Here is an 11,856-nt window from a genome sequence, read left to right on the forward strand (position 1 = left end):
CGCCCGGCGGACACCGGCTGACATCGGGCTGAACTTTCTCCTCCGTTCCGCAGCAGGGCGCGTCCATCCCCCGAGCGTGCCCGGCCGGGGCTTTTCGGGTCGGTTAGGCTCATGCCGAAACGAAGAGACATCCAGAAGGAGACCCACGTGCCGTCCATCGACGTCGTCGTAGCCCGGGAAATCCTCGACTCGCGAGGCAACCCCACCGTCGAGGTCGAGGTCGGCCTCGACGACGGCAGCACGGGCCGTGCAGCCGTCCCCTCCGGTGCGTCCACCGGTGCGTTCGAGGCCCTCGAGCTCCGCGACGGTGACAAGAGCCGTTACCAGGGCAAGGGCGTGGAGAAGGCCGTGCTGGCCGTCATCGAGCAGATCGGCCCGGAGCTGGTCGGCTACGACGCGACCGAGCAGCGGCTGATCGACCAGGCGATGTTCGACCTGGACGCCACCCCGGACAAGTCCTCCCTCGGCGCCAACGCCATCCTCGGCGTCTCGCTGGCCGTGGCCCACGCCGCCTCCGAGGCCTCCGACCTGCCGCTCTTCCGCTACCTGGGCGGCCCGAACGCCCACGTGCTGCCGGTCCCGATGATGAACATCCTGAACGGCGGCTCGCACGCCGACTCCAACGTGGACATCCAGGAGTTCATGATCGCACCCGTGGGTGCGGAGTCCTTCTCCGAGGCCCTGCGCTGGGGCGCCGAGGTCTACCACACCCTCAAGGGGGTCCTGAAGGAGCGCGGCCTGTCCACCGGCCTCGGCGACGAGGGCGGCTTCGCGCCGAACCTGCCGAGCAACCGCGACGCCCTCGACCTGATCGTCGAGGCCATCAAGAAGGCCGGCTACCAGCCCGGCCAGGACATCGCGCTCGCGCTCGACGTGGCCGCCTCCGAGTTCTACAAGGACGGCAGCTACTCCTTCGAGGGCAAGTCCCTGTCGGCGGCCGAGATGACCGCGTACTACGCCGAGTTGGTGGCGGCGTACCCGCTGGTCTCCATCGAGGACCCGCTGAACGAGGAGGACTGGGACGGCTGGAAGACCATCACCGAGGAGCTCGGTGACAAGGTCCAGCTGGTCGGCGACGACCTGTTCGTCACCAACCCCGAGCGTCTGCAGCGCGGCATCGACAACGACACCGCCAACGCGCTCCTGGTCAAGGTCAACCAGATCGGCTCGCTGACCGAGACCCTCGACGCGGTCGAGCTGGCCCAGCGCAACGGCTACAAGTGCATGATGTCGCACCGCTCCGGCGAGACCGAGGACGTCACCATCGCCGACCTCGCCGTCGCCACCAACTGCGGCCAGATCAAGACCGGCGCCCCCGCGCGCAGCGAGCGCGTCGCCAAGTACAACCAGCTGCTGCGCATCGAGGAGATCCTCGACGACGCCGCGGTGTACGCCGGCCGCTCCGCGTTCCCCCGCTTCAAGGGCTGACCTCGTCCGGTGCCGCCCGCCGCGTCCGCGGCGGGCGGCACCGTGCGCCAGCAAGGGCCACCCGAACCCACCGGAGGTGCACGTGCCGGATCGCTTCTCCACCGCGACACGCATCCGTGCCCTCGGGGCACAGGCGCAGGCCCGCGTCTACCGCGCGGCCGGCCGCCCGCGGCCCGCGCTGCCCCGTGGCCGCAACCGGCTGACCGGCCGGGCCGCGCTGCTGGCGCTGGTCGTCTGCGCCCTGGTCGTCGCCCTCGCCTACCCCATGCGCCAGTACGTGGCGCAGCGCTCGCAGATCGCCGACCAGCGCAAGCAGGCCGAGCAGGCGCGCAAGCGGGTGGACGAGCTGCGGGAGGAGAAGGCCCGCTGGCAGGACCCGGAGTACGTCAAGGCGCAGGCCCGGGCCCGGCTGCACTACGTACTGCCGGGCGAGACGGCGTATACGGTGGTGGAGCCCACCGGGGCCGCGGCTCCCGAGGACCCCGGCGCCCGCCGCAGCGACAGCGCGGCCCGCCGCCCCTGGTACGCGAACCTGTGGGACGGCGTCGACCACGCGGACGCCGCCGCCACCGCAGCACATCGTTGACGCAAGCCCCTGAGAGAGACACGCCCAGGCATGGAAAAGCCCCCGCCGCAGACCGAGCACGCCCCGCCCACCGAGGCGGACATCGCCGCCTTCAAGGAGCAGCTCGGCCGCCCGCCGCGCGGCCTGCGGGCCATCGCGCACCGCTGCCCCTGCGGCAACCCCGACGTGGTGGAGACGGCGCCGCGCCTGGAGGACGGGACGCCGTTCCCGACGCTGTACTACCTGACCTGCCCGCGCGCCGCCTCGGCGATCGGCACCCTCGAGGCCGAGGGCGTCATGAAGGAGATGACGGCCCGCCTCGCGCAGGACGAGGAGCTGGCCGCCGCCTACCGCGCCGCGCACGAGGACTACATCGCCCGCCGGGACGCCATCGAGGTCCTGCAGGGCTTCCCCAGCGCCGGCGGCATGCCGGACCGGGTGAAGTGCCTGCACGTCCTGGTGGGCCACTCCCTCGCGGCCGGCCCCGGGGTGAACCCGCTGGGCGACGAGACGCTCGCGATGCTGCCCGAGTGGTGGCGCAAGGGCCCGTGCGTGAGCCCGTGCGGCGCCGCCGGGCAGGAGGAGGGCGAGGACCGGTGACCCGGGTGGCAGCCATCGACTGCGGTACCAACTCCATCCGCCTGCTCGTCGCGGACGCGGACCCCGCGACCGGTGAGATCGAGGACCTGGACCGCCGGATGACCATCGTCCGGCTCGGCCAGGACGTGGACCGCACCGGCCGGCTCGCCCCCGAGGCCCTGGAGCGCACCTTCGCGGCCTGCCGCGAGTACGCGGGCGTGATCGAGGAACTGGGGGCGCGCAAGGTCCGTTTCGTGGCCACCTCCGCGTCCCGTGACGCCTCCAACCGGGACGACTTCGTCCGCGGGGTGGTGGACATCCTCGGCGTGGAGCCCGAGGTGATCACCGGCGACCAGGAGGCGGAGTTCTCCTTCACCGGCGCCACCGGGGAGCTGGCCGGACGTACGGACCTGGAACGGCCCTTCCTGGTCGTGGACATCGGCGGCGGCTCCACCGAGTTCGTCGTCGGCGACCGCCACGTCACGGCCGCGCGTTCGGTCGACGTCGGCTGCGTGCGGATGACCGAGCGTCACCTGGTCCGCGACGGCGTGGTCACCGACCCGCCCACCGCCGCGCAGATCGCCGCCATGACGCGGGACATCGACGCCGCCCTCGACCTCGCCGACCGGACCGTCCCGCTCCGCGAGGCCCGCACCCTCGTCGGCCTGGCCGGGTCCGTCACCACGGTCGCCGCGATCGCGCTGGACCTGCCCGAGTACGACTGGGCCGCCATCCACCACTCCCGCGTCCCGGTCGGGACGGTGCGGGAGATCAGCGCGCGCCTGCTGGCCGCCACGCACGCCGAACGCGCCGCGATCCCGGTGATGCACCCGGGACGGGTCGACGTGATCGGCGCGGGTGCCCTGGTGCTGCTGCGGATCATGGAGCGCACGGGTGCCCGGGAGGTCGTGGTCTCCGAACACGACATCCTCGACGGGATCGCCTGGAGCATCGCCTGAGCAGGGCCTTTTCCAACTGAGCGGGCCCTGGGGGCGGGCGTGACACGCCCGCCCCACAAAGTTCGTGAATTTCTTCACATGAAAGTTCCCGCCGGACGGCCCAACTTTCCGGGGCCGGGACCCCGCGAACCCTCCAAAACCCTTGGTGCGCCCGTGTTTCGGCGGTGTTGCGGGACGGTGGCGGGGTGCCCCCGGATGCCGATCGCCGCTGGTCGGACGGGGCGCTCAACGCCCGCGCCACCCACCGGGTTCCCCCTGGGTACTGTGGCCCTGGTCACGAAGCGGCGCAGTGTAGCAGAGGGCACCGCAAACCTTGTGAAGGGGCTCACGAGGTACCCCCTGGGGCGTGGTGAATACTCGAAGCATGAGCACCACGGAGCGTCCCAGGATCCTCGTAGTAGGCGGAGGGTACGTCGGCCTGTACGCGGCGCGGCGCATCCTCAAGAAGATGCGTTACGCGGAAGCGACGGTGACCGTCGTCGACCCGCGCTCGTACATGACGTACCAGCCGTTCCTGCCGGAGGCCGCCGCCGGCAGCATCTCCCCCCGCCACGTCGTGGTGCCGCTGCGCCGCGTGCTCCCCAAGGCGGAGGTCCTCACCGGCCGGGTCACCACCATCGACCAGGACCGCAAGGTCGCGGTCGTCGAGCCGCTCGTGGGCGAGACCTACGAACTGCCCTTCGACTACCTGGTGGTCGCCCTCGGCGCCGTCTCCCGCACCTTCCCGATCCCCGGCCTCGCCGAGCACGGCATCGGCATGAAGGGCGTCGAGGAGGCCATCGGCCTGCGCAACCACGTGCTGGAGCAGCTCGACAAGGCCGACTCCACCAACGACGAGGACGTCCGCCGCAAGGCGCTCACCTTCGTCTTCGTGGGCGGCGGCTTCGCCGGCGCCGAGACGATCGGCGAGGTCGAGGACATGGCCCGCGACGCGGCCAAGTACTACACCAACGTCAAGCGCGAGGACATGCGCTTCATCCTCGTCGACGCCGCCGACAAGATCCTCCCCGAGGTCGGCCCTGAGCTGGGCACCTGGGGTCTGGAGCACCTGCGCGAGCGTGGCATCGAGGTCTACCTCGGCACCTCCATGAGCTCCTGCGTCGACAAGCACGTGGTGCTCGCCAACGGCCTGGAGGTCGACGCCTCCACCATCGTGTGGACCGCGGGCGTCAAGCCCAACCCGGCGCTCGCCCGGTACGGCCTCCCGCTCGGCCCGCGCGGCCACGTGGACACCGCCCCGACGCTCCAGGTCCAGGGCACCGACTACATCTGGTCCGCCGGTGACAACGCCCAGGTCCCCGACCTGGCCTCCGGTCCCGGCGCCTGGTGCCCGCCGAACGCCCAGCACGCGCTGCGCCAGGCCAAGGTGCTCGGCGACAACGTGGTGTCCGGCATGCGCGGCTTCCCGCAGAAGGAGTACAAGCACGCCAACAAGGGCGCGGTGGCCGGCCTCGGCCTGCACAAGGGTGTCGCCCTGATCCGCTTCGGCAAGCTCAAGCTGAAGTTCAAGGGCCGCCTGGCCTGGTACATGCACCGTGGCTACCACGGCATGGCGGTTCCGACCTTCAACCGCAAGATCCGGGTCCTCGCGGACTGGACGCTGGCGATGTTCCTCAAGCGCGAGGTCGTCTCGCTCGGCGCCATCGAGAACCCGCGCGAGGAGTTCTACGAGGCCGCCAGGCCGGTCCCGGCCGCGGCGGTCCCCGCCGAGGCCACCAAGGCCAAGGCCTGAGCAGGTAGCAGTCCGGCCGAAGGGCGTCCGCCATCCGTGGGGCGGGCGCCCTTCGTCGTGCCCGTGTTCCTGGCCCCGGGGCACAGGACATGAGATGGGTAGAGGTAAAGAAGCGGTAGTGCGGGAATGTCGGTGTATCCCGCATCCGTTTCCCAGCCCAGTGGACCCGTCTTCATGGAGGCACGGAGGTACCCGCCATGGCCGATGCGGCCGGACGACTGACCGCTCTCGCCGAGCAGGCGCTCGGCGTTCCCCTCCCGCTGCGCATCCGCGCGTGGGACGGCAGCGAGACCGGACCGCCCGACGCCCCGACGCTGGTCGTGCGGCACCGCCGGGCGTTGCGCCGGCTGCTGTGGAAGCCCGGCGAGCTCGGCCTGGTGCGCGCCTGGGTGGCCGGCGAACTCGACGTCGAGGGCGACCTGTACGAGGCGCTGGACCGGCTCTCCGGGCTCGTCTGGGATCGCCCCACCGAGGACGACGGGGCGTCACCGCGCCGTCTGCTCGGTCTCGTGCGCGACCCCGAGACCTACCGGCTGGGCCGGGAGGCCCTCGCCCTCGCCGGACCCGGACTGCCGCCGCCCCCGCCGCCGGAGGAGGTCCGCCGGCGTTCCGGGGTGCTGCACAGCCCGGTCCGCGACCGGCAGGCGATCAGCCATCACTACGACGTCGGCAACGACTTCTACGAGCTGGTGCTCGGCCCGTCCATGGTCTACTCGTGCGCCTACTGGGAGGGGCCCGACGCGACCCTGGAGGACGCCCAGCGGGCCAAGCTGGACCTCATCTGCCGCAAGCTGGAACTGCAGCCCGGGCAACGGCTGCTGGACGTCGGCTGCGGCTGGGGCTCCATGGTGATGCACGCCGCCGAGCACTACGGCGTCCACGCCACCGGCGTCACGCTCTCCACCGAGCAGGCCTCCTCCGCGCGCAAGCGGGTCGCCGACGCCGGCCTCGCCGACCGGATCGACATCCGCGTGCAGGACTACCGGGCGGTCGACGACGGGCCGTACGACGCCATCTCCTCGATCGGCATGGCCGAGCACGTGGGCCGCGAGCGCTACCGGCAGTACGCCGGGGTGCTGTACGGGCTGCTGCGGCCCGGCGGGCGGCTGCTCAACCACCAGATCGGCCGTCGCCCCTGGGCCGACGAGGAGGCCTACCACGTCGACGAGTTCATCGACCGGTACGTCTTCCCCGACGGCGAGCTGGCCCCGGTCGGCTCCACCGTCTCCCGGCTGGAGGAGGCCGGGCTGGAGGTACGGGACGTGGAGGCGATCCGCGAGCACTACGCCCTGACCCTGCGGCAGTGGGTCGCCAACCTGGAGGCGCACTGGCCGGAGGCCGTCCGCCTCGCCGGAGCCGGCCGCGCCCGTGTCTGGCGGCTGTACATGGCGGCCTCCGCGCTCTCCTTCGAGCAGAACCGCATCGGCGTCAACCAGGTGCTCGCCGTCCGCCCGACCAAGGACGGCGGCTCCGGGATGCCCCGTACCCGGGCCGACTGGCTGGGCCCGGGCCGGCAGGACTGACGCGCCGCGGGGCGGAGGCCGACTCGGCCTCCGCCCCGCGGGCGGTTCCTGCCGTCCCGCTACTCGGCCTTGATGGCCTCCAGCATGTTCAGCCGGGCCGCCCGCCGGGCCGGCCACAGCGCGGCCAGGACGCCCACCAGGGCGGCCATCGCCAGGAACACCCCGATCCTGTCCCAGGGCAGCGTCATCGCGTAGCTCGGCAGCTGGGGCTTGATCAGCCCGCCGACGGCCCAGGCGAGGAACACCCCGAGCCCGAGGCCCAGCACCGCGCCGAACAGCGAGATCACCAGGGACTCCAGCCGGATCATCCGCTTGACCGCGGCACGGTCCAGGCCGATCGCGCGCAGCATGCCGATCTCGTGCTTGCGCTCGAAGACCGACATCGCCAGCGTGTTGATCACACCCAGCACCGCGACGAGCACGGCCATCGCGAGCAGCCCGTAGAGGATGTTCAGCATCAGGTCGATCGTGGAACTGAGCTCGCGGGAGATGGCCGCCTTGTCCTGGACCTTGATCACCGGGTTCTCGCCGAGCGCCTTCACCAGCGCGTCCTGGTTGGCCTCGTCGGCGCCCCCGGCCATCCGCACCAGCACCCGCATGTCCCCTGCCTTGGGGGTGTGCGGGGTGACCGTGGCGTTGTCCATGATCACGCCGTTGATGAGGTCGCCGCCCTCGTAGACGCCGCCGATCGTCAACCGCCCCTTGGTGCCGTCGTCGTAGCGCACCGGCAGGCTCTGCCCGGTGTGCCAGCCGCGCCGCTCGGCGGTGTCGGAGTCCACGACCATGGAGTCGCCGTGCACCGCGGCCAGGGAGCCGTGGGTGAAGTCCAGGGTGAGCAGCCGCCCGATCTGCGGCGCGTCGACGCCGGTGACCCACTCGTCCTCGCCGCCCAGTTCGGTGTGCGCGTCGCGCACCGCGCTGGAGTCGCTGACGCCGTCGGTGCCGGCGACCTGCTCGGCCACCTCGGGGGAGAGGTTCCGGCCGGTGGCCATCGTGATCTGGTAGTCGGCCTTCAGATGGGCGGCGGCCATTTCGTCCACGGTGGTCTTGACCGAGATGGCCACCACCGTGAGGGCGGTGATCAGGGTGAGACCGATCATCAGGGCCGACGCGGTGGCGGCGGTGCGCCGCGGGTTGCGCACCGAGTTCTGCCGGGCGAGCTTGCCCGTGACCCCGAAGGGCCGCAGCAGCGGCGCGGCCGCGGCGACCACCGGCCGGGACAGCAGCGGCGTGAGGACGAAGACGCCGATCAGCAGCAGCCCGGCGCCGCCGCCCAGGACCATGTTGCCGTCGTCCTTCATCCCCGAGCCGGCCAGCACCAGGACCACACCGGCCGCCGACAGCAGCGCGCCGAGCGTGTTGCGCAGGAGCAGGCCCTTGACGGTGGCCGGGGCGTGCACGCTGCTCATCGCCGCGACCGGCGGGATCTTGGCGGCCCGGCGGGCCGGCAGCCACGCGGCGAGCATGGTGACGCCCACACCGACCGCGAGCGCCGCCCCGGCCGTGCCGGGCTGTACGGCCAGGGCGCCCTCGGGCAGTTCCGCCCCGGCCGAACCGAGCACCGCCCGCATCACCGCCGCGATGCCGATGCCCAGCAGGAATCCGGTGGCACCGGCCACCACGCCCACCACGAGGGCCTCGCCCAGCACCGACCGCGTCACCTGCCGCCGGCTGGCGCCGACCGCGCGCAGCAGCGCGAGTTCCTTGGTGCGCTGGGCGACGAGCATGGTGAAGGTGTTCGCGATGATGAAGATGCCGACGAAGAGCGCGATGCCGGCGAAGCTGAGCAGGGTGGTGTTGAAGCTGCTGAGGTCGGAGGCGATCTGCCGGGCCTCGTCGTCCGCCAGTTGCTGCCCGGTGGTCGCGGTGGCGTCCTTGGCGTGGCGCGGCAGCAGCTTTTCGATCTCGGCCCTGAGCGTGGCCTGCGCGGTGCCCGGTGCGGCCTTGACGTCGATCTCCTCGTACGTACCCGGCTTGCCGAAGAGCTTCTGGGCCGTGGCCGTGTCGAAGAGCACCAGGCTGCCGCCCGCGGCGACGTTGCCGTCGTCGGTGGAGAAGACGCCGGTCACCTTCTGCCGCATCACCGGGCCGTCGATGGACATCCGGACGGTGTCGCCGACGGCGTAGCCCGTGCGCTCCGCGGTCTTGGAGTCCAGCGCGATCTCGGAGGAGGTCCGCGGGGCGCGTCCCTCGCGTAGCGGATAGCGGTCCGCACCGGCGTAGTTGCCGCCGCGGGTGGACCAGCCGTCGCCGACCAGCCGGCCGTCCTTGCCGGCGATCGCGGTGAAGCCGGTGACGGTCGCGGTGGTGGACCCGGCGCCGGGCAGGCGGCCGATCTCGTCCACCAGCCGCTGGGGGAGCGGATGGTCGACGTCCCCGTAGGTGACGGCGACCGAGACGTCGGAGTAGCTCCTCGCGGAGGCCTTGCGGAGGGCATTGCCGATGGTGTCGGTGAACACCAGGGTGCCGGAGACGAAGGCGACGCCGAGCATCACGGCGAGCACGGTCATCAGCAGTCTGGCCTTGTGCGCGAGCACATTGCGCAGGGCGGTACGGAACATGTCAGGGCTTGTCTCTCGGTCGTGGCTCGTGGTCGGCGGCGCGGATCAGCTGGTGCGGCCCTTGGCGTCGAAGCGCTTCATGCGCTCCAGCACCGTGTCGGCGGTCGGGCCGTGCAGCTCGTCGACGATCCGCCCGTCGGCGAGGAAGACCACGCGGTCGGCGTAGGAGGCGGCGACCGGGTCGTGGGTGACCATGACGACCGTCTGGCCGAGCTCCTTCACGGAGTTGCGGAGGAAGCCGAGGATCTCCGCGCCGGAACGGGAGTCGAGGTTGCCGGTCGGCTCGTCGGCGAAGATGATCTCGGGCCGGCTGGCCAGTGCCCGGGCGACGGCGACCCGCTGCTGCTGTCCGCCGGACAGCTGGGAGGGCCGGTGCGACAGCCGCCCGGACAGTCCGACGGTCTCGACGACCCGGTCCAGCCACTGCTTGTCGGTCCTGCGGCCGGCGATGTCCATCGGGAGCGTGATGTTCTCCGCGGCGGTGAGCGTCGGCAGCAGGTTGAACGCCTGGAAGACGAAGCCGATCTTGTCCCGGCGGAGCTTGGTGAGCTGCTTGTCCTTCAGCGAGGACAGCTCGGTGCCGCCGATCCGCGCCGAGCCGGACGAGACGGTGTCCAGGCCCGCCATGCAGTGCATCAGCGTGGACTTGCCCGAGCCCGAGGGGCCCATGATCGCGGTGTACTCGCCGGCGCGGAACTCGACCGTCACCGCGTCGAGCGCGACGACCCGGGTCTCGCCCTCCCCGTAGACCTTGCTCAGGTCGGTGGCGCGGGCGGCCGTGGCCGTGGCGGTGGGGTGTGCGGTGGTGGTGGTCACGGCACGCTGCTCCTGTCGGGACGGGGGGAGTCGATCGGACCCCTCCATCGTCCCGACGGGAGACGTCGCCGGGATCCGTCCACATCGTGGTTCTGCAGGCAGTCCCGAGAGGTACGCGCGGACCCCCGCGTCCTACTTGGGGATGACGGGGACCCCGACATCCCGCCCCCGGGTGGAAGCGATTTCGCGTCATATGCAGCGGGCGCGGTCCGCCGCCCGGACCGCCCCGGGCCTGTGCTTTCCTCCGGACGGAACATATCTGATGGTCTGTCAGTCAGCCTTAAAATCAGACAACATGACGAATCCTGGGCCCTGTTCCACCCGCCCCGCCGGATAGGCTCGTACTGCGCTCTCGCACCGCCACGCCCGGATGGTGGAATGCAGACACGGCGAGCTTAAACCTCGCTGCCCCTTGCGGGCGTACCGGTTCAAATCCGGTTCCGGGCACTCACTTCCTCACCGGCGTGACACCACCGCCACGTTCTCAGCCCTGTTCCCGTTCCACCGGGAGCCACAGTTCGGCCTCCGCCTCGGTCCCGTCCGCGGACGGACGGGCGCGCAGGATCTCGGGGCCGGGGCGGCTGCGGTACGGGTTGGAGGGGAACCACTGGGTGAACACGTCCCGCCACAGCTCCTGGATGGCCTGCGGCGCCGGCCCGGAGGTGGTGAAGACCGCCCAGGTGCCCGCGGGGACGGGGAGGACCCTGGTGCCGTCGGGTGCGGCCGCCGTCGTGATCACCCCCTGGTGGTAGTCGAGCTCGGTGCCTTCGGCGCGGCTCGGGTCCAGGTCGTCGCAGACCGCGACGACCCCTTGCGGTTCCTGGTCCGACAGCTCCTCCAGACGTGCCATGAGCCGCGGGTCGATCCCGCGGACGAAGTCGACGATCGCCTGGTTCGGCCCCGAGTGCACCAGGGGGACCCGGGCCTTGAGGCCGACGACCCTGAAGTCCGGCCTGTCCACGACGCGGTAACGCATGCTGCTGCTCCCTTCGACGGTGAGGCGGAAGGCCAACCGGGGCTGGGAGACCAGCGCGGCGCCGGTGCGCCGGGCCTCGCCCGGCCCGACCCCGTGCACGGCGCGGAACGCCCGCGCGAAGGCCTCGCCCGATCCGTACCCGTAGCGCACCGCGACCTCCAGCAGCGTCGCGGGCCCCGCGAGCACCTCAGCGCCGGCGACGGTCAGCCGGCGGCGCCGTACGTACTCCGAGAGCGGCATGCCCGCGAGCGCGGAGAACATCCGGCGCAGGTGGTACTCCGAGGTGCCCGCGACACGCGCCAGCGCGGCCACGTCGACCTGCCCGTCGAGATGGTGCTCGATGTGCTCCAGGGCCTGGTTGAGACGCTCCAGCACTCCCGGTCCCCTTCCTCTTCCACGACCCCACGCTAGGCGTCGGGCACCCCGCCGGACCCGACATCCCGTGCCCGGTCGGGTCGGGTGGCCGCGACGTCCGCCGCCGCGCGGGCGAACGCGCGGACCCGGGCCGTGGTGTTGCCGTGCCGCCACACCAGACCGCGCTCGATGGGCGGTGCGTCGTGGAGGGGGGACGTAGGCGAGGTCCGGCCGGGGGTAGTAGCGGCGGGGGGGGGGGGCGCCCCCCCCCGCCCCCCCCCCCCCCCCCCCCCCCCCCGGGGCGGCCCGGGGACGAGCCCCACCCCGCCCCCCCCCCGGGCGAGCGGGAAGTATATAAAAAAA

Annotated in this window: 9 protein-coding genes and 1 tRNA gene; 7 read left to right on the forward strand and 3 right to left on the reverse strand. The window is 72.0% G+C overall.

Going from position 1 to position 11,856, the window contains the following annotated elements:
* Positions 1–147: 147 nt before the first annotated feature.
* From eno to ACFV3E_RS17475, 6 genes are all read left to right on the forward strand, one after another.
* Positions 148–1,428, forward strand: coding sequence for a phosphopyruvate hydratase (gene eno, locus ACFV3E_RS17450; RefSeq protein ID WP_500535452.1), 1,281 nt, complete (start codon positions 148–150; stop codon positions 1,426–1,428).
* Between the two features lie 82 nt (positions 1,429–1,510).
* Positions 1,511–2,014: an FtsB family cell division protein gene (locus ACFV3E_RS17455; protein WP_500535435.1), complete on the forward strand. Its 504-nt coding sequence runs from the start codon at positions 1,511–1,513 to the stop codon at positions 2,012–2,014.
* A gap of 30 nt (positions 2,015–2,044) precedes the next feature.
* Positions 2,045–2,593 (forward strand): DUF501 domain-containing protein, encoded by a 549-nt coding sequence (locus ACFV3E_RS17460; RefSeq protein WP_500535436.1) that lies wholly within the window; start codon positions 2,045–2,047, stop codon positions 2,591–2,593.
* Positions 2,590–3,531, forward strand: a complete 942-nt coding sequence (locus ACFV3E_RS17465; RefSeq protein WP_500535437.1) for a Ppx/GppA phosphatase family protein — start codon at positions 2,590–2,592, stop codon at positions 3,529–3,531. The genes ACFV3E_RS17460 and ACFV3E_RS17465 overlap by 4 nt, the downstream gene beginning before the upstream one ends.
* Before the next feature lie 364 nt (positions 3,532–3,895).
* Positions 3,896–5,263 carry an NAD(P)/FAD-dependent oxidoreductase gene (locus ACFV3E_RS17470; protein WP_500535438.1) on the forward strand — a complete coding sequence of 456 codons (1,368 nt, stop codon included), beginning with the start codon at positions 3,896–3,898 and terminating at the stop codon, positions 5,261–5,263.
* Between the two features lie 197 nt (positions 5,264–5,460).
* Entirely contained in the window at positions 5,461–6,786 is a 1,326-nt protein-coding gene (locus tag ACFV3E_RS17475) for a class I SAM-dependent methyltransferase (protein WP_500369015.1), read from the forward strand.
* A gap of 59 nt (positions 6,787–6,845) precedes the next feature.
* On the opposite strand, the gene ACFV3E_RS17480 is transcribed toward ACFV3E_RS17475, so the two are convergent.
* Positions 6,846–9,347, reverse strand: a complete 2,502-nt coding sequence (locus ACFV3E_RS17480) for an ABC transporter permease (RefSeq protein WP_500535439.1) — start codon at positions 9,345–9,347, stop codon at positions 6,846–6,848.
* A 45-nt stretch (positions 9,348–9,392) separates the two neighbouring features.
* Positions 9,393–10,211: an ABC transporter ATP-binding protein gene (locus ACFV3E_RS17485; RefSeq protein ID WP_500535440.1), complete on the reverse strand. Its 819-nt coding sequence runs from the start codon at positions 10,209–10,211 to the stop codon at positions 9,393–9,395.
* Positions 10,212–10,527: 316 nt separating this feature from the next.
* Here ACFV3E_RS17485 and ACFV3E_RS17490 point away from each other — a divergent pair.
* Positions 10,528–10,610 (forward strand) — tRNA-Leu (locus ACFV3E_RS17490).
* A 37-nt stretch (positions 10,611–10,647) separates the two neighbouring features.
* Here the strand turns inward: ACFV3E_RS17490 and ACFV3E_RS17495 are convergent.
* Positions 10,648–11,514 carry an AraC family transcriptional regulator gene (locus ACFV3E_RS17495; RefSeq protein ID WP_500535441.1) on the reverse strand — a complete coding sequence of 289 codons (867 nt, stop codon included), beginning with the start codon at positions 11,512–11,514 and terminating at the stop codon, positions 10,648–10,650.
* Between the last annotated feature and the right edge of the window lie 342 nt (positions 11,515–11,856).

The sequence above is a fragment of the Streptomyces sp. NPDC059718 genome, assembly GCF_042733315.1.
GTDB lineage: Bacteria > Actinomycetota > Actinomycetes > Streptomycetales > Streptomycetaceae > Actinacidiphila.